At 66.6% G+C, this 18,130-nt stretch carries 16 protein-coding genes; 7 read left to right on the top strand and 9 right to left on the bottom strand.

Features of this window, described 5'->3' with window-relative positions; translation table 11 throughout:
* Nucleotides 1-94: 94 nt before the first annotated feature.
* The 7 genes from EU800_RS00005 to EU800_RS00035 all read right to left on the bottom strand — a co-directional run bounded on the left by EU800_RS00005 (nt 95) and on the right by EU800_RS00035 (nt 8,315).
* Nucleotides 95-403: a hypothetical protein gene (locus EU800_RS00005; protein WP_129626998.1), complete on the bottom strand. Its 309-nt coding sequence runs from the start codon at nt 401-403 to the stop codon at nt 95-97.
* A gap of 380 nt (nt 404-783) precedes the next feature.
* On the bottom strand, nt 784-2,730 hold the full coding sequence (gene acs / locus EU800_RS00010) for an acetate--CoA ligase (protein ID WP_129627001.1): 1,947 nt from the start codon (nt 2,728-2,730) through the stop codon (nt 784-786).
* A 219-nt stretch (nt 2,731-2,949) separates the two neighbouring features.
* Entirely contained in the window at nt 2,950-3,705 is a 756-nt protein-coding gene (locus tag EU800_RS00015; RefSeq protein WP_129627004.1) for an ABC transporter ATP-binding protein, read from the bottom strand.
* An 86-nt stretch (nt 3,706-3,791) separates the two neighbouring features.
* Nucleotides 3,792-4,547: an ABC transporter ATP-binding protein gene (locus EU800_RS00020; protein ID WP_129627007.1), complete on the bottom strand. Its 756-nt coding sequence runs from the start codon at nt 4,545-4,547 to the stop codon at nt 3,792-3,794.
* Between the two features lie 13 nt (nt 4,548-4,560).
* A complete protein-coding gene (locus EU800_RS00025) occupies nt 4,561-5,784 on the bottom strand; it encodes a branched-chain amino acid ABC transporter permease (protein ID WP_129627011.1) in 1,224 nt (407 codons plus the stop codon).
* 3 nt (nt 5,785-5,787) lie between these two features.
* On the bottom strand, nt 5,788-6,819 hold the full coding sequence (locus EU800_RS00030; RefSeq protein ID WP_129627015.1) for a branched-chain amino acid ABC transporter permease: 1,032 nt from the start codon (nt 6,817-6,819) through the stop codon (nt 5,788-5,790).
* Nucleotides 6,820-6,926: 107 nt separating this feature from the next.
* Complete coding sequence (locus tag EU800_RS00035) at nt 6,927-8,315, bottom strand: substrate-binding protein (protein WP_129627018.1); 1,389 nt, start codon at nt 8,313-8,315, stop codon at nt 6,927-6,929.
* A 213-nt stretch (nt 8,316-8,528) separates the two neighbouring features.
* On the opposite strand from EU800_RS00035, the gene EU800_RS00040 reads away from it, so the two are divergent.
* From EU800_RS00040 to EU800_RS00060, 5 genes are all read left to right on the top strand, one after another.
* Nucleotides 8,529-9,842: a helix-turn-helix transcriptional regulator gene (locus tag EU800_RS00040; protein WP_129627021.1), complete on the top strand. Its 1,314-nt coding sequence runs from the start codon at nt 8,529-8,531 to the stop codon at nt 9,840-9,842.
* 185 nt (nt 9,843-10,027) lie between these two features.
* Nucleotides 10,028-10,411, top strand: a complete 384-nt coding sequence (locus tag EU800_RS00045) for a response regulator transcription factor (protein WP_129627024.1) — start codon at nt 10,028-10,030, stop codon at nt 10,409-10,411.
* On the top strand, nt 10,408-10,767 hold the full coding sequence (locus EU800_RS29060) for a hypothetical protein (RefSeq protein ID WP_371685548.1): 360 nt from the start codon (nt 10,408-10,410) through the stop codon (nt 10,765-10,767). The genes EU800_RS00045 and EU800_RS29060 overlap by 4 nt, the downstream gene beginning before the upstream one ends.
* Before the next feature lie 3 nt (nt 10,768-10,770).
* Nucleotides 10,771-13,458, top strand: a complete 2,688-nt coding sequence (locus tag EU800_RS00055) for an ATP-binding protein (RefSeq protein WP_129627027.1) — start codon at nt 10,771-10,773, stop codon at nt 13,456-13,458.
* Between the two features lie 130 nt (nt 13,459-13,588).
* Complete coding sequence (locus EU800_RS00060; RefSeq protein ID WP_129627031.1) at nt 13,589-14,761, top strand: FliM/FliN family flagellar motor switch protein; 1,173 nt, start codon at nt 13,589-13,591, stop codon at nt 14,759-14,761.
* Between the two features lie 80 nt (nt 14,762-14,841).
* Here the strand turns inward: EU800_RS00060 and EU800_RS00065 are convergent, their stop codons facing one another.
* Nucleotides 14,842-15,267: a TIGR01244 family sulfur transferase gene (locus EU800_RS00065; RefSeq protein ID WP_129627034.1), complete on the bottom strand. Its 426-nt coding sequence runs from the start codon at nt 15,265-15,267 to the stop codon at nt 14,842-14,844.
* Nucleotides 15,268-15,389: 122 nt separating this feature from the next.
* Here EU800_RS00065 and EU800_RS00070 point away from each other — a divergent pair, with 122 nt between their 5' ends.
* Nucleotides 15,390-15,719, top strand: coding sequence for a TraR/DksA C4-type zinc finger protein (locus tag EU800_RS00070; RefSeq protein WP_129627037.1), 330 nt, complete (start codon nt 15,390-15,392; stop codon nt 15,717-15,719).
* Between the two features lie 72 nt (nt 15,720-15,791).
* Nucleotides 15,792-17,825, top strand: a complete 2,034-nt coding sequence (locus tag EU800_RS00075) for a 3-hydroxyacyl-CoA dehydrogenase family protein (protein ID WP_129627039.1) — start codon at nt 15,792-15,794, stop codon at nt 17,823-17,825.
* Here EU800_RS00075 and EU800_RS00080 read toward each other — a convergent pair.
* Nucleotides 17,822-18,037, bottom strand: coding sequence for a hypothetical protein (locus EU800_RS00080; protein ID WP_129627042.1), 216 nt, complete (start codon nt 18,035-18,037; stop codon nt 17,822-17,824). The two genes, EU800_RS00075 and EU800_RS00080, sit on opposite strands and share 4 nt — an antisense overlap.
* Between the last annotated feature and the right edge of the window lie 93 nt (nt 18,038-18,130).

An 18,130-nucleotide genomic window follows, 5' to 3' on the forward strand; every position in this document is an offset into this window, starting at 1 on the left:
CCGCTCGAACCTACGAACCGCTTTGGCAGGTCGTCGGACACGTCTGCAACCTCTTCACTGAAGAAGAATGCTACAACTTCTTCAAGGCCGCAGGCTATGAAACCGAATAGATTGGGATCGCTCTAGCGAGCGAAGGTTCGGAAGCGGGGCACGGTTTGGCGGCTTCGTCCGCAGTGTCACTCCGTGCATGCGCCTCGGCGATTTGCGCCCTCAGATCGGCGATTTCGCTTCGCAACCTCTGGATCTCGGCGGTGATCTCGGTCGGGACCGATGCATACCGCGTGAGCGGCGCCGGCGGATCGCTGCGATACTCGAGATGCTGCGGAAAAGGCGTGTCCACGCCGGCGCTGTGACCCAAGTCGGTCTGGCCGGAGGTGCGGTGGAGGTCTTCGGGATCGATCAAGCCTGCTTCGACCCGGCTCGTCGCCAGGACAGCGCGAATCCGGCTCCCGGCCGGGGGTGCGACCGTCGCCGTGACCGGCTGACCGGATCTCTCGGGTGCTGCTGCGGGAATCGTTCCCTCCGGCACGGTTCCGTTCTGGTGTGCTGCGGATCGGGGCGCGACCCCGGTCGCGTTCGCGCTCGGGCCGACCGACCCCGACAGTGCAAACGGAAGCGGTCCGTTGCCAATGAGAATCATGTCCAGTCCCCTCGAAAAGGACCCACCCGCAATGATACTGGCGCAGAGTCTCTGAAGAAGTCCTTAAGCTGGTCCGGGATGATGCGACGGCGGACCATTTGCCGTCCTTCGCGCCGCGCCGGGATGGTGCGGCGCGCTGGTCCTCAGCCCTTGTTCGCTCGGTTCTCGATCAGGTCGTCGACCACGGAAGGGTCGGCGAGGGTGGAGGTGTCTCCAAGGGATCCGTAATCGTTCTCGGCGATCTTGCGCAGGATGCGGCGCATGATTTTGCCGGAGCGTGTCTTGGGCAGGCCAGGGGCCCACTGGATGACATCCGGCGAGGCGATCGGGCCGATCTCGCGACGCACCCAGTCGCGCAACTCCTTGCGCAGTTCTTCCGTCGGCTCGGCGTCATTCATCAACGTGACGTAGCAATAGATGCCCTGGCCCTTGATGTCATGCGGGTAGCCCACCACCGCGGCCTCTGCGACCTTGGCATGCGCCACCAGCGCGCTCTCGACCTCCGCTGTGCCCATCCGGTGACCGGAGACGTTGATGACGTCGTCGACCCGGCCGGTGATCCAGTAATAGCCGTCCGCGTCGCGGCGGCAGCCGTCGCCGGAGAAGTAGTAGCCCTTGTAATCCGCGAAATAGGTCTTCTCGAAACGGCCGTGATCGTCCCAGATGCCGCGCATCTGGCCAGGCCAGGAATCTTTTAGGCAAAGCACGCCCTCGGCCTCGGTCTGGGTGATTTCCGCACCCGATTGCGGGTCGAGCACGACCGGCTGGACGCCAAAGAAGGGTTTCGTCGCCGAGCCGGGCTTGGTGGCGATGGCGCCGGGAAGCGGCGTGAGGAGGTGCCCGCCGGTTTCGGTCTGCCACCAGGTGTCGACGATCGGGCATTTCCCCTTGCCGACATTCTCGTTGTACCAGTTCCAGGCCTCGGGGTTGATCGGCTCGCCGACCGTGCCGAGGAGTTTCAGAGAGGAGAGGTCGTGCTTCTCGACCCACTCCGTGCCCTTGCCCATCAGCGCGCGGATCGCGGTCGGCGCGGTATAGAACTGGTTCACCTTGTGCTTTTCGCAGACCTCCCAGAAGCGGCCGGGATCGGGGTAGGTCGGAACACCTTCAAAGATCACAGTTGTCGCCCCGTTCGCCAGTGGTCCGTAGACGATGTAGCTGTGGCCGGTCACCCAGCCGACATCCGCTGTGCACCAGAAGACGTCGCCATCGTGATAGTCGAATGTGTATTCATGGGTCATCGCCGCGTAGACGAGGTAGCCGCCGGTGGTGTGCACGACACCCTTCGGGTGGCCGGTGGAGCCGGAGGTGTAGAGGATAAAGAGCGGGTCCTCGGCGTTCATCTCGGCCGGCGTATTCACCTCCGGCGCGTCGAGCATCATCTCGTGATAGTCGAAATCGCGGCCGTCGACCCAGGTGGTCTGTTCCCGCGTCCGGCGGACCATCAGCACCTTCGGCTCGTGGATGCAGTGCAGCAGCGCGGCGTCGGTATTGGACTTGAGTGGCGTCTTGCGGCCGCCGCGCGGCGCGTAGTCGGCGGTGATGATGAGCTTTGCATCGCAGCCATTGACCCGGGCGGCCAGCGCCTCTGGAGAGAAGCCGGCGAAGACGATGGAATGAATGGCGCCGATCCGGGCGCAGGCCAGCATCGCATAGACCGCCTGCGGCACCATCGGCAGGTAGATGACAACCCGGTCGCCGCGGCGGATTCCGAGCTGTTCGAGCACGTTCGCCATCCGGCAGACGCGGTTGTGCAGCTGGCGATAGGTGACATATTGCGCCGGTTCGCGGATGTCGTCGGGTTCGAAGATCAGCGCCGTCTTGTTGGCGCGCTTCGGCAGGTGGCGATCGACGCAGTTGGCGGCGACGTTGAGCGTGCCGTCCTCGAACCACTTGATGTCGATATTGCCCGGCTCGAAGGAGGTGTTCTTGACCTTCGTGTAGGGTTTGATCCAGTCGAGCCGCTTGCCGTGCTCGCCCCAGAACGCTTCCGGGTCCGCGAGCGAGGCGGCATACATCTCCTCGTATTTCCGTTCATCGATATGGGCGTTTTCCTGGAACGCCTTCGGGGCGGGGTAAAGTTCGGTCATGTCATCCTCCCTGGCGGCGTCGTTGCGCCGCGTGTCTTGCTGGTCGAAAGGTTCGGAAATGCGGGACGCCGGGGCAAGGGAAAAAGCGCGGGAGAGGTGCGCCGGCAGGTCGAGACCGGCCGTGTGCCGGGTCCGGAAGGCCGGAAAGAAAAAAGCCGGGCCCGACGGGCCCGGCATTGGGAGGGAAGGGACCGTTCTGGCGCGGCCCGCTCCCGGTCGTCAGATGGCGAGATATTCCGCGCGCAGTTCGGCGTTCTCCAGGACTTCGGCGGCGGTGCCGTCGAAGACGATGCTTCCGGTGTCGAGGATGACCGCACGGTCGGCCAGCTCCAGCGCGCGCACCGCGTTCTGTTCCACGATGATCGTGGTGATGCCCTGTTCCTTGATATGGATCAGCGTCTTCTCGATCTCGTCGACGATGACCGGCGCGAGGCCTTCGTAGGGTTCGTCGAGCAGCAGCACCTTGATGTCGCGGGCCAGCGCGCGCGCGATGGCGAGCATCTGCTGCTCTCCGCCCGACAGCGTCACGCCCTCCTGCTTTCGGCGTTCCCCGAGGCGTGGGAAGAGGTCGCAGAGACGGTCGATGCTCCAGCCGATGGGCTCAACGATCTGCGCCAGTTCGAGATTCTCCTCGACGGTCAGGCCGGGGATGATCGAGCGGTCCTCAGGAACGAGGCCGATGCCGGCCTTGGCGGCCTGGTGGCTCTTCATCGTGTGCAGGTGCTGGTGGTCGAGCCAGATCTCGCCATGCGTGACCTGCGGGTTGTCCATCCGCGCGATGCTGCGCAGCGTGGTGGTCTTGCCGGCGCCATTGCGGCCGAGAAGCGCGAGGATCTCGCCCTCGTGGACGTTGAAGGAAATGCCCTGGATGATGTAGCTCTCGCCGTAATAGGCGTGCATGTCATAGACCGAGAGGAAGGCCGGCGCGGTCGCCGCGAGATTGGCGTTCTTCGAGAAGTCCGGTTTGACGTTCATGTGTCAGCCTCCATCCCGGCCGGCGTGCGCCGCGAGTGCGGGAGCCTCCGGCGAGGAAATTTGAGAACAGAAGAAGCGGGAGGGCATCATGCGGCCTCGCCGAGATAGGCTTCGCGCACCTTCGGGTTGCCGCGGATGTTTTCCGGCACGTCCTCGACCAGCGGCGTGCCCTGCGCCAGCACGGTGATCCGGTCGGCGAGCGAGAACACGACATGCATGTCATGCTCGATGATGGCGATGGTGATGTCGCGCTTCTGCTTGATCTCCTTCAGCAGGTCGATCGTGTTGTTGGTGTCGGCGCGGGCCATGCCGGCGGTGGGTTCGTCGAGCAGCAGCAGGCGTGGCTCCTGCAGGAGGCACATCGCCATCTCCAGCCGCCGCTTGTCGCCCCGCGACAGCGAGGCGGAATGCATGTGCATCTTGTCCTGCATGTTGACATCGACGAGCATCTGCTCGGCCATGATGCAGATGTCCTTTTCGTTCGCGACGCTTTCGAAGGCATGCATCCGGAACGCGCCGTCACGCTTGGCGAAGGCGGGGATCACCATGTTCTCGAACACGGTCAGGTCGCCGAAGATCTCCGGCGTCTGGAACACGCGCGAGATCCCCATCTGATTGATCTCGTAGGGCGTGCGGCCCAGCACCGACTGGCCGTCGAACATCACCGATCCAGTGTCGGGGATCAGCTTGCCGACGAGGCAGTTGAGCAGCGTGGACTTGCCGGCGCCGTTCGGTCCGATGATCGCGTGGACGGTGTTTTCCGCCACCGAGAGGTTCACGTCGCCAAGCGCCTGCAGGCCGCCGAAGCGCTTGTTCACCCCTTTGACTTCAAGAATTCCCATGTCTCAGGTCTCCTCATTCCGCCACGTGCGGGGTTTCTCTCGGATGATGCTCCGGATCTGGGCGATCGTTGCTGTCCGTCCGCTCGCGGCGCAGCAACCTGGCGATCCGCTGGCCGCCCTCGACGAGGCCGCCGGGCAGGAAGGTCACCACCAGCATGAAGAGGATGCCGAGGGTCAGGTGCCAGCCCTTGCCGACGAAGGGATGCAGCAGGAAGACGAAGAAGTCTTCCATCCCGTCGGGCATGAAGGCGAACCACTGGTGCAGAACGGTGTCGTTGATCTTCGAGAAGATGTTCTCGAAATACTTGATGAAGCCGGCGCCGAGGACCGGGCCGATCATCGTGCCCGCGCCGCCGAGGATGGTCATCAGCACGACCTCGCCGGAGGCGGTCCACTGCATCCGCTCGGCGCCCGCCAGCGGGTCCATCGAGGCCAGCAACCCGCCGGCGAGGCCGGCATAGACGCCCGAGATGACGAAGGCCGCGAGCGTGTAGGGCTTGGGGTTGAGGCCGGTGTAGTTGAGCCGGTTCTGGTTCGACTTCACCGCGCGCAGCATCAGTCCGAAGGGCGACCGGAAGATCCGGAGCGCGACATAGAAGGCCAGGATCATCACGATGGCGCAGAGGTAGTAGCCGGCGTTGAACTGGAAGGTCCATCCGCCTACGGCGAGTTCGTGGGTCGCGCGCATCTCGATGCCGAAGAGGCTGGTGACCGGGATGCCGCCCTGGGGGGTGGCGGACTGTCCGAGCACGCGCGGGTCGTCGAGCGTGAGCTGCAGTCCCGTCTCGCCATTGGTGATCGGCGTCAGCACCGAATAGGCGAGGTTGAACGACATCTGCGCGAAGGCCAGCGTCAGGATCGAGAAATAGATGCCCGACCGGCGCAGCGAGACAAAGCCGATGAGCACCGAGAAGAGCCCGGCAATGATCATCGAGAGCAGGATCGCCGGCAGCACGTTCATGCTGAGAAGCTTGAACATCCAGACCGCGGAATAGGAACCGACCCCGAGGAAGGCCGCGTGGCCGAAGGAGAGGTAGCCGGTGAGCCCGAAGAGAATGTTGAAGCCAATGGCGAAGATCCCGAAGATCACGAAGCGCTGCATCAGGTCCGGGTAGCCCGCGTTGAACTGGGCCATGGCGGAGTCGGTCGGGAAGGGGTTGAGCAGGAACGGCGCACAGAGCGTGAGCACCGCCACGATGAGGAGGAAGGTCAGGTCTTTCTTGCTGAGTCCGAGCATTGATCAGTCCTCCATCACGCCCTTGCGGCCCATGAGCCCGCGGGGTCGCGTGAGCAGAATGATGATGGCGACGACATAGATGATGATCTGGTCGATGCCGGGAATGATGTCCTTCACCCAGTTCATCGAGGCGAAGCTTTCGAGGATGCCGAGCAGGAAGCCTGCGGCGACGGCGCCGGGCAGGCTGCCCATGCCTCCCACGACCACGACGACGAAGGAGAGGACGAGAAAGTCCATCCCCATGTGGTAGTTGGGCGAGTTGATCGGCGTGTACATGACTCCGGCGAGGCCGGCGACGGCGGCGGCGAGGCCGAACATGGCAGTGAAGCGCTTGTCGATGTCGATGCCCAGGAGGCCCACCGTCTCGCGGTCGGCCATGCCGGCGCGGACGACCATGCCGAAGGTGGTGAATTGCAGGAAGGAGAAGACGCCGCCGATGATCACCGTGGCGAAGAGGAAGTAGACCATCCGCCAGTAGGGATAGATGATGACATTCGGGTCGAAGCCGAGCAGGACGCCGAAATCGAAACTGCCCTTGAAGGCGTCTGGGGCCGGGGTCGGGATCGGGTTGGCGCCGTAGAAGAGCTTGATGATCTCCTGGAGCACGATCGCCAGGCCGAAGGTCACGAGGATCTGGTCCGCGTGCGGGCGCTTGTAGAAATGCTTGATGAGGCCGCGCTCCATCGCGAATCCGATGGCGATCATGATCGGGATGGCGAAGAGGATCGAGAGCGGCACCGCCCAGTCGATGATCGCGCCGCCCGCCTCTGGTCCGAACCAGGCCTCCACATAGGGTGTCTTCACTTTCGCCGGGTTGCCGAGGAAGTCGAGCTTGGTCGGATCGACGGTCTCGAAGGAGAGCGACAGCAGGCGGCTGACGGTGACGGCGCAAAAAGCGCCCATCATGAACAGCGCACCATGCGCGAAGTTGACGACGCCGAGCGTGCCGAAGATGAGAGTGAGCCCGAGCGCGATCAGCGCATAGGCCGAGCCCTTGTCGAGCCCGTTCAGGATCTGAAGAAGGATCGCGTCCATGGTTCCCGCCAGTCGAAGGAATGAGGCGCACGGCGGGGACACGTCCCCGCCGTGCGCAGCGTGGGCCGATCACGCCTGGCGCGATCGGCCCGTTCGGCGTGAGTGGATCAGGCGCCGTTGTTGCACTCGCCGAGCGAGCCGCCGGCGAACATCGGGTGGTCGGGCTCATACCAGACCTGGGAGACGGGCGTGACCTCGACCACTTCGAGGAGGTCGAATTCCGAGGTCGGGTTGTCCTTGCCCTTCACCACGAGCACGTCCTTGAAGCACTGGTGGTCGGCCGAGCGGTAGAGGGTCTGGCCGTTGCCGAGACCGTCGAAGAGGAAGCCCTTGTTGGCCGGCGAATCGATGCCCGGAAGCGAGCTGTCGCCGCCCTCGAGCGCTTCGACCACGGCGCAGGGCGCGAAGGAGCCCGCACGCTGCACGGCGTCGGCATAGAGCAGGGTCTGCACGTAGCAGGTATGTGCCGCCTGGCTCGGCGGGAAGCCGTATTTCTGTCCGAAGCTTTGCACGAAGGCCTTGGAACCTTCGTCCTGCAGCGACCAGTGCCAGTTGGTGGAGCCGAATATGCCCTTGACGTTCTCGCCGGCGCCCTTGGCCATCAGGCGGGAGTAGAGCGGCACGACGATCTCGAAGTTCTTGCCGTTGACCTGCTTTTCGCGCAGTCCGAACTGGACGGCGTTGGTCAGCGAGTTGACCATGTCGCCACCATAGTGGTTCAGGATCAGTACGTCGGCGCCGGAGTTGAGCACCGGGGCGATGTAGGAGGAGAAGTCGCCTGCGGCGAGTGGCGTCTTGACGGTCTCGACAGTCTCCCACCCAAGCGCCTCCGTGGCGGCCTTGATCGACTCTTCCTGGGTCCAGCCCCAGGTGTAGTCGGCGGTCAGGTGATAGGCCTTGCGGTCATTGCCATACATCTTGGCAAGCACGGGGGCGAGCGCGGCGCCGGACATGTAGGCGTCGAAGAAGTGGCGGAAGCCGTTGGCCTTCTTGTCCTTGCCGGTGGTGTCGTTGGAATGGGTCAGGCCGGCCATGAAGATGACGCCGGCTTCCTGGCAGAGGCCCTGCACGGCGACCGCGACGCCCGAGGAGGAGCCGCCGGTGATCATGATCGCGCCGTCCTTCTCGATCATCGACTTGGCGGAGGCGCGGGCAGCGTCGGACTTGGTCTGGGTGTCGCCGGTGACGAACTCGACCTTCTTGCCGAGGATGCCGGTACCGTCCAGAACCTTCGAAGAGAAGGTGTTGAGCATGCCGCCGTCGCCACCACCGTTCAGGTGCTCGACCGCGAGCTCGTAGGCGCGCAGCTCGTCGGCGCCCTCATCGGCATAGGGGCCGGTCTGGGGTACGTTGAAGCCGAGGGTGACGGTGTCGCCGGTGGGCTCGTTGGTGAAAGCGTTGGCCTGTGATGTGAAGATCGTCGGCAGCGCGAGACCGGCGCCGGTGGCGACACCGGTCTTCAGCACACCACGACGGGTGAAATCGAATTTCGTCATGTGTTCCTCCCAATGTTTTCGCGCCGAGCGTCCTCCCCTGCGGCACGTCCCCTTGGTGGGGTAGTCACAGTATCGAGGGTCGCCCGCAAATCTGGAAACAAATCATTTGGAACACTGGACTTTTTTGTAAACAGTTACACAATGGGCATGACAAATCTGTAAAACACTTCTCACCGCAGTGCAGAAAGCCCTTGGGAAGGCAGGGAAAAGTTAATGGCGCGCAGCTCTCTGACCGGAAGCCGGATCCGCGAACGCCGTACGATGATGGGCCGAAAGCAGGCCGATCTGGCACGGTCGGTCGGCATCTCGCCCTCGTATCTCAACCTGATCGAGCACAACCGTCGCAGAATCGGCGGAAAACTCATCAACGACATTGCGCGGGAACTCGGCGTGGAGGCAGGTGCGCTGACCGAAGGCGCCGAGACCGGACTGCTGACGGCGCTGCGCGAGGCTGCGGCCGACCACCCGAGCGCGGTCGAGGACCTGCCGCGGCTGGAAGAATTCGTCGGCCGCTTTCCCGGCTGGGCGCGCCTGCTGGCCGACACGTGGCGGCGCGCCGCCGAGCTCGAACATTCCGTCGAGGTGCTCTCGGACCGGATGACCCACGATCCCTTCCTGTCGGCGTCGCTGCACGAGGTGATCTCGACCGTCACAGCGATCCGCTCGACCGCCACGATCCTCGCCGAGACCCGCGATATCGATCCCGAATGGCGCGACCGGTTTCACCGGAACATGTCCGAGGAGAGCGCGCGGCTGGCCGAAAGCGCCGAGGCGCTGGTGCGCTATCTCGACGAGGCGAGTTCCACCGACTTCGCCGGGTCGACGCCGCAGGAGGAGCTCGACGCCTGGCTGCGCGACCGGGGTTTCCATTTTCCCGAACTCGAACGCGCGCTGCCACCGGAACCCGAGACCATCATCCGACGCACCGAGGACCTGCGCTCGGCTTCCGCGCGGGAGATGGCGGGCAAGCATCTCCGGCGCTACCGCAAAGATGCCGAGCACATGCCGCTCTCGCGATTTCTCGACGCCGCCACTGCCGCCGCCTTCGATCCGGCGTCGCTGTCGATGCGTTTCGGCGTCGATCTCGCGGCAGTGTTCCGGCGTCTCGCGGCGCTGCCGGCCGAGCGGGTCGGCGCCGAGATCGGCCTGGTGGCCTGCGACGGCTCCGGGACGCTGACATTCCGGAAGCCGATCGACGGGTTTCCGCTGCCGCGCTATTCGGCGGCATGTCCGCTCTGGCCGCTCTACCAGGCGCTGTCACGGCCGATGGCGCCGGTGCGCGCGCAGGTCGAGATGGGCGGGCGGACTCCCCGGCGGTTCGTGGCCTATGCGGTCTGCCAGCCGTCTCAGCCGGCCGGCTTCGACGGGCCGCAGGTGCTTGAGGCGGCGATGCTGGTGCTGCCCGAGGAAATCACCGGGATCGAGGGATCCGGACCGTTGCAGGAGATCGGCACCTCCTGCCGGATCTGCCCGCGGGCAGGCTGCGTGGCCCGGCGCGAACCGTCGATCATGGCGGAGGCCGTGTAAGGCGCTGACCAAGGCGAAAAGAGTCGCGGTTGCCATTTGCGGGTGGGTATTGTGCAGTTTCCGCCAGCGACGGACGTCCGAAATCCTCTGCTCGAAGAGCAAACCCAGCTTTTGACAGCGCTTCCGGATCGCGCAATAGTCGCTGCGACGGGACGTGCAAGCGAACCCGTCGCAGGGGGGAGCGCATGAACAAACGTGTTCTGCTGGTCGAAGATGAGCCTAACATCATCGAGGCCATACGATTTATCCTGTCGCGCGACGGCTGGCGGGTCGATACGCATGCCGACGGCGCCACCGCCGTGGAAGCGGTGCGGGCCAGGGTTCCGGATGTTCTGGTGCTCGACGTGATGTTGCCGGGCAAGTCGGGTTTTGACATCCTAAAGGAACTGCGCGCCTCGCCAGCGACCGAGACCCTGCCGGTGCTGATGCTGACCGCCAAGGGTCAGAGCCGCGACCGCGAGCTGGCCGAGCGCTACGGCGTCAACCGGTTCATGACAAAGCCTTTCGCCAATTCCGAAGTGCTGGAGAGCGTCAACGCGCTCTTCGCGGGCGCGACGGGGCCGGCTTGACGCCGTCGAAACCCTCCGCGCCGGGCGAGCCGCGCGGCCGTCGCCTGCCGGACGGCTGGGACGACCTGGCGCTCGAGGGCGACGACCGCACGGCCGTTCCGCTTTTTCTCGGCCGCGAGATCTATCGCCGTCGCCGCATCATGGATGCTGCCCGCCTGTTGCCCGCCTTCGGCACGGCTCTCCTGCTGCTGCCGATGCTTTGGGCGAGCGACCACGGCACGGCTGCGGGGGCGGTCTATATCTTTTCGGTCTGGCTGATCCTGATCCTCGCCGCCGCCGTTCTGTCGCGCCGTCTCTCCGAACCGCTGCGGGAGAAATCCCGGCCCGACGGTGAGGCCGGGGACGAGGCCCGCTAAGCGATGTCCTTCAACCTACTGGTCGCCGTCGCGCTGATCTATGTCGCCTTCCTCTTCGGCATTGCGGCCTATGCCGAGCGGCGCACCCAAATCGTCGGTGGCGGCTGGCTGCGCTCGCCGCTGGTCTACACGCTCTCGCTCTCGGTCTACTGCACCGCCTGGACCTTCTATGGCGCGGTGGGCTACGCTGCTCGCTCGGGGCTTGAATTCGTCACCATCTATCTTGGGCCGACGCTGGTCTTTGCCGGATGGTGGCTGCTCTTGCGTAAACTCGTCCGCGTCGGCCGGTCGCAGCGCATCACCTCCATCGCCGACATGATCTCCTCGCGCTACGGAAAGTCGAACACGCTCGGCGTGCTGGTGACGCTGCTCGCGGTGATCGCCACCACGCCCTATATCGCGCTCCAGCTCCAGTCCGTCACGCTCTCCTTCGGTGTCTTCGCCGACCCCGAAAGCGACTTCTGGGATCCCGCAAATCCAGCTTCCACTGGCCTTTGGATCGCTGCCGGCCTCGCCGTCTTCACGATCCTCTTCGGCACGCGTACGCTGAACTCCAACGAACGCCACCACGGCGTCATCATGGCGATCGCCGTGGAGGCAGTGGTCAAGCTTCTCGCGTTGATCTCGGTCGGTGGCTTCGTGGTCTGGGGCCTCGCGGACGGGCCTGCCGACATTCTCGCCCGGATTGACCGCTCCGATCTCGCCGGATGGGAGATCCGGCCCTCCCGATGGGCCGGTCTGATCTTTACCTCCGCCGCAGCGATCCTGTGCCTGCCGCGGATGTTCCAGGTCATCGTGGTCGAGAGCGACGACGAGGCGCATCTCGCCGCGGCCTCCTGGGCCTTCCCGCTCTATCTCTGCGCGATGAGCCTCTTCGTGCTGCCAATCGCCGTGATCGGCCTCGAACGGCTGCCCGAAGGGGCCAATCCCGACCTCTTCGTGCTGTCGCTGCCGTTGCTGGAAGACCGCCACGGGTTGGCGATGTTCGCCTTCCTCGGTGGATTCTCTTCGGCCACCTCGATGGTCATCGTCGCCGCGCTGGCGCTGGCGACGATGCTCTCTAACCACGTGGTGATGCCGCTCTACCTGCACCGCCGGCAGGACGGCGCGACGATGGCCGGCGACGTCCGCGCGTTGGTGTTGCGTGCCCGCCGGATCGCCATCGTCGCGGTCCTGTTGCTGGGCTATCTCTATTACCGCTTCTCGGGCGGCTCGGCGGCGCTGGCCTCGATCGGCCTGATCTCCTTTGTCGGAATCAGCCAGGTGTTGCCGGCCTTGCTCGGCGGGCTGTTCTGGCGCGGCGGCACGCGCGCCGGCGCGGCCGCGGGGCTGGTCACGGGCTTCGTCATCTGGGCCTATACGCTCTTCTTGCCGAGCTTCGGCACGGCCGGCCCGTTCGGCGCGGCGATGATGGAGAACGGTCCGTTCGGCCTCGCCTGGCTGAGGCCTCAGGCGTTGTTTGGCGTGCCAGGGATGGATCCGCTGATCCACACGCTGTTCTGGTCGATTCTGCTCAACACGGTCGCCTTCTGCTGGGTCTCAATCGTCACCTTCCCGACGCCGCTGGAGCGGCTTCAGGGGGCGCAGGTGGTCAATGTCTTCGAGCATACGCTCGGCGCGCGCGGCTGGTCGCGCGGCACGGCCGAGGCGGAGGACCTGTTGATGATGGCGCAGCGCATTCTAGGTCCTGGCGAGGCGCAGGATCTCTTCCATGCCGAGGCGGCGCGCCAGGGAAAGGCGGGATACCTGCCCGAAACGACTCCGGAATTCCTCGATCTGTTGGAGCGGGAACTGTCCGCCTCGGTCGGCGCGGCCACCGCCCATGCAATGGTCGGACAGATCGCGGGCTCCTCCTCGATCCTCGTCGAGGACCTGATCCGGGTGGCCGACGAGGCGCAGCAGATCCTGGAATATTCGAACCAGCTCGAGGCGCAGTCGGCCGAGCTCGAGCGCACCGCGCGTCAGCTCAGGGACGCCAACCAGAAGCTCACCGAATTGTCGATCCAGAAGGACGCCTTCCTCAGCCAGATCAGCCACGAGCTGCGAACGCCGATGACCTCGATCCGCGCCTTTGCCGAGATCCTGCGCGAGGGCGGGCTGACGGCGGAAGAGACCGTTCGCTATGCCGGCATCATCCATGACGAGTCGATCCGGCTGACCCGCCTGCTCGACGACCTGCTGGAGCTCTCGGTTCTGGAGAATGCGCAGGTCAGCCTCTCGATCGGCCCGGCCCGGCTCGTCGACCTGGTCGACCGGGCCATCGCCGCGACCGGCGACATGGGCGAGGTCCGCCCCAAGTCCTCGCTCGCGATCAGGCGGGACCGGCAGCGCGAGGAGGTCGACCTGCGCACCGATTCCGACCGGCTGACCCAGGTCTTCATCAACCTGATCGGCAATGCGCGGAAATATTGCGACTCGCCCGAGCCGCAACTCACGATCCGGGCGCGGCGCTCGGGCGATCGCGCGGTGGTGGACTTCATCGACAACGGCTCGGGCATTCCCGCCCGCAGCCAGGACATTATCTTCGAAAAATTCTCCCGCCTCTCGGACCAGTCGGCGGCCGGGGGCGCCGGGCTCGGTCTGGCGATCTGCCGCGAGATCATGGCCCGGCTGGGCGGAGCCATCGAGTATCTGCCGGGCCAGGGCGGAGCGGCCTTCCGGGTCTCGATCCCGCTTGCGGCGCCGAACTGACGCCCGAACCGTCCCGATTTCCCGTCGACCTGCCGCAAGTTAACCATTTGCCAAGGGAGATCTGGTCAATCTTCTCCCGCGACGACCGTGTCCTCGTTCGGGAGGAGCGGGAAGGACGGGTGACACCAGCATGGCCGAGGCGGCCCGGCAGACGATCATCAGGCGCAAGCTGGACGCCGGGCGGGACGCCGCGCCGGAGGATCGTCGCGTCCGGCCGGTCAGGGCGCTCTCGGCCGCGCTGAGCAAGGCGGCAGAGGACCTTATGGGCCTTGCGCTCGACGCGGGCAGTGGGCCGGAACACATCGCCTCGCTGTCGGATCTCTTGGAGCGGCTGCCGGAAAACGGGCTGCTGGCGGTGCTCGAGGGGCCGCGGGACGGGCAGGGGCTGTTCGCCTTCGACAGCAGCGCGCTCGCTGCGATCATCGAGAAGCTGACGACCGGTTCGGTGGGAACGGCCCCGCCATCGCTTCGCCGGCCGACGCGAACCGATGCGGCACTCGCGGCGGACCTGATCGACGGCACTCTCCAACGCTTCGAGACCGCGCTGGCCGGGCGGGAGGACTTCCGTTGGGCGAGCGGCTTCGGGTACTCCACCCATGTCGAGGATATCCGTCCGCTCGGCCTTCTGCTGGAGGATATCGATTACCGGATCTTCGGCCTGACGCTTGATTTCGAACTTGGCCGGCGCCAGGGCAGGATGCTGCTTGCGCTGCCTGCGCAGGGCTGCGCCGAGATTCCGCCGGACGCGGCATCCGGGGCCCCTCCCGACGCCCCCGCGGACCCGGACTGGGCGCCGGGGCTTGCGGCGCGGGTGCTTCAGGGCGAGGTCAGTCTCGAGGCGGTCCTGCACCGGTTCCAGCTGCCGATCTCCGCCGTGGGCGCCCTGCGGGTCGGGGACGAGATCCCGATACCGGTCTCGGCTCTCGACAACCTTCGTTTCGCGGGCGCCGAGAAGATCCCGCTCGGTCGTTGCCGCCTCGGCCGAAGCAACGGATACCGCGCGGTGCGCCTCGGTGCCGGCGGCCAGGCCGAGGCGTACACGGGCCATCCCGGGCGCACTCAACCGGCCCCATCCGCCGAACGGCCGGTGCCGATGAAGGCTTCGGCCGACGATGACAGCGATCTGCCGGAGCATTCCGACTTGCCCAGCGGCGGGGGCGCCGGGGCGGGTGTGGCCGTGGACATGGCGATCGATGGGTTGCCGGCGCTCGACGGATTGCCAACGCTGGACAACGCAGGGCCGACAGACTCCGCTGTCGCGCTGGATCTGGATGCGCTCGACGCGCTTCCGAAGCTCGACTGACTTCTACTTTCCAGCGGCGTGGATCGGCGGGTGCGGCAGCAAGTCGGCGCGCGAGTGGGTGGCGCCCTGACGGCGCGGCCTCAGGACCGGGCGATGGCTTCGAGCTGTGGTCGAAGGGCGGCGAGCGGGTAGCCGGCCCGGTTGGCGGCATCGAGCAGATCGCTCACCGGCACGGTCCGGGCCGAGAGGCACATCCATATGACGGCCGAGCGCGTTCCGGAGGCGCAATAGGCAAGTACCGGCGCGGCCGAAGTCGCGACCGCGGTTTCTTGCAGCGCCAGGTCGCGCATGAATTGATCGCCCTGTGTCAGGGGCAGCTCGACAAAGTTCAGTCCTGCCTCCTCCGCCGCGCGCCGGATGTCGGCGGCGCGCATGCCGGGCACGACCTCCTCGTCGGGGCGGTTGCAGATGATCGTGCGAAAGCCGGCCGCGGCGATCGCCGGAACGTCCTCCGGCAGGATCTGAGGGCTGACTGCGTATACGTCACTGAGTGCGCGAATATCCATGGCAGGTTGATCCATCACAAAGAGTGAGAAATCAAGCCTCCTTCTTCGCCTTGATTTGCGTCAAGGACGACGCGCCCGGTGCACCATAGCCTGTCGGATACCTGTGCCGAAGGAGGGCAGACATGGTCGCCGATCTGCAACGCAAGGCCCAGCTGGAGGCACGGCTGGCCGATCTCACCGCAAAACTCGCCGAAATCGGCGCGGAACTCGACAGCCATCAGTCGCGCGACTGGGAGGAACTGGCCGTCGAACGCGAGACGGACGAGGTGCTCGAGGGCGAGGGCCGTGCGGGCAAGGCGGAGATCGCCGCGATACGCGCCGCGCTGGCCCGGATCGAGGAGGGAACCTACGGCGAATGCGTCCAGTGCGGCGAACAGATTGCCGAGGCGCGGCTCGAACTCCTGCCCTACACGCCGTTCTGCGCCGACTGCGCGCGCAATCTCCACCGCTGACCGGCCACCGTCCTGCCTCTTGCCAACCGGCGCTGCGGCCGGTTTGATGGCCACAAAGTCAGGAGGGGCAGGGTGGAGCGCGTGAGGCTCGAGCGTCTGGGCGCAGTGCTGCTGGCGGTGGTCGATACACCGCCGGGCCACAGCCCCGACCTTGCGGCGCGGCGTGACCTTCTGGAACTCGTGCAGACCTGTCGCAGCCGTCCTGACATTCGTGCGCTGGCGTTGCTCAGCAACGGCACCCTGCCGCCGGCGCCGCCCGGCGCCGGTCCGGATCCGACAGCCGAGGATGGCCTCGCCGCTGTCTGCACTGCACTGGAAACACTTGAGATCCCTGTTGTTGCAGGGCTCGACGGCGCGGTAGAGTCCGGCGGCGCCGAGCTGGCCCTTGCGGCGCATTTTCGATTGGCGGAACCGGGGGCGCGCCTCTGCTGGCCCGACATCGCGCTCGGGCGGCTGGCCGGCGGCGGCGGATCCCAAAGGCTGGTGCGGATTGCCGGCGCGGCAATGGCGCTCGACTGCCTGCTCGGCGGCCGGCCACTCGACGCGGCGGCGGCCGAGGCGGCCGGGCTGCTCGACGGCGTGGTGCGCGGGGACCTGACTGAGGCGGTGGTCGGGTTGGCGCGGCGGCTCGCCGCGGCAGGGGCACGTCCCCGGCCGAGCGGGGCGCGCAGCGAGGGGTTGGCGGACGTGGCGGGCGCCCGGGCGGCGGTGGCCGCGGCCCGGCGGGCGCGGGGAGCGGGGAAGGCGGCAGCGCGGCTGATCGAATGTGTCGAGGCGGCACTGGTGCTGCCCTTCGAGGCCGGCGTCGGTTTCGAACTGGCGGCAGCGGCCGAACTGGCGGCGGCGCCCGAGGCGCGGGCGCTGACGCATCTGAAGCGGGCGGAGGTGGGTGCGTCGGGGCCGGAGCTTGTCGCGAACCAGCCGCTGCGGTCGGTCGCGCTGCACGGCCTCGGTCAGGAGGCGGACGCGCTGGCCGATGGCCTGCTGGCGGCCGGACGGGAGGTGATCCTGTCGGAACCCGATCCCACGGCGCTGAGCGACGGCCTTTCCCGCGTCGGGGCGCGGCTCGCGACGGCGGTTGCCGCGGGCACGCTCGACGCGGCCGGGCGGGCGGCACGGCTCGACAAGCTGAGTTCGGCAGCCCGGCTGCAGGATATCGGCGGCTGTGACCTCCTGATTTCAGCGTCTCCCTTGCCGGCGCAGCGACATGCCTCAGCCGTATCGGCGATGCGCGCGGTTTTCGGAAACGGCGTGCTGGAGCCGGGCCCGGTCTCCTGCGGGGAAGGGGCATTCGGGCTTTTCGCCACGGCGCCCGCAACTGCGCCGGGCGTGGTGGAAATCCTGCCGCCTGACGCGGCCACGGCAACGTCCATCGCGGCGCTGCGCGACCTCTTGCTGGAGATCGGCTTTCAGCCGGTGCTGGCGGGGAAGCGGGCGAAGAGGCCCATCGCGGGACGCCTCGCCGCTGCGCTGCTCGCCGCGTCGGAGCACCTGCTCGAGGACGGTGCCCGCCCGCGCGATATCGACCGCACCTTGGAGGCGGCGGGCTTTGCCTGCGGACCGCTGCGGCTCTTCGACCGGGCCGGGCTTGGCCCGATCCTCGCGTGGCGACGCGAGGCGGCGTCGCGGCGCGACCCGCGTGATCGTTACGTGACGATCCTTGACGTGCTGTGTGCGGCCGGGCGTACCGGGCGTGATGCGGGGCAGGGGTTCCACGACTATCCGGAAGGCATCCCTGAGGGTGTTGCATCCGCCGAGGTCGAGACGCTGGTGGCGAGCGCGCGGGCAGCGGCGGGGCTGGAGCCGCGGAGGATCGAGCCGGACGAGATCCTGCGGCGTTGCCGGCTCGCGCTGGTGCTTGAGGGGATCCGGCTTCTCGAAGACGGGACGGCGCGATCGGCGGGCGATATCGACGTGGTGGCGGTGTGCGGCCTCGGCACCCCGCGGGCCGCGGGCGGGCCGATGTTCGAGGCCGCCGAGGGTGGACTGGCGGCGCTGCGCGAGGAGTTTCGCGCTCTTGCCGCCACCGAGGATGCGCGTTTCTGGACGCCGCCGCCGCATCTCGACCGGTTGATCGATCGCGCGGGTGCAGCCGGGCGGGGCTAGGTCAGGAAGATGCCGACGACGACCATCATCAGCCCGAGCGCGGAGACCAGGAGCGCGCCCAGATTCCAGGCGACGACCTGCTGAAGCCGCGCCCGCAAGGCCGCGTCGTCATTCGTCCGGCGACGTGCACGGGCGACCGCGACCGCGCAGCCGACGATCCCGGCGAGACCGACCAGCGAGACCGCCGCGCCGATCCAGATCAGCATCTCCATGTCACCCTCCGCCGCCGCCTGTCCGCGCCTGCGCTATAAGCAAGCGCCGGGATATGCAACCGGCCTTGCAGGGGCTGGCCGCACTGGCTAGAC

It is taken from the genome of Tropicimonas sp. IMCC6043 (assembly GCF_004146235.1).
In the GTDB taxonomy this organism is placed as follows: Bacteria; Pseudomonadota; Alphaproteobacteria; order Rhodobacterales; family Rhodobacteraceae; genus Tropicimonas.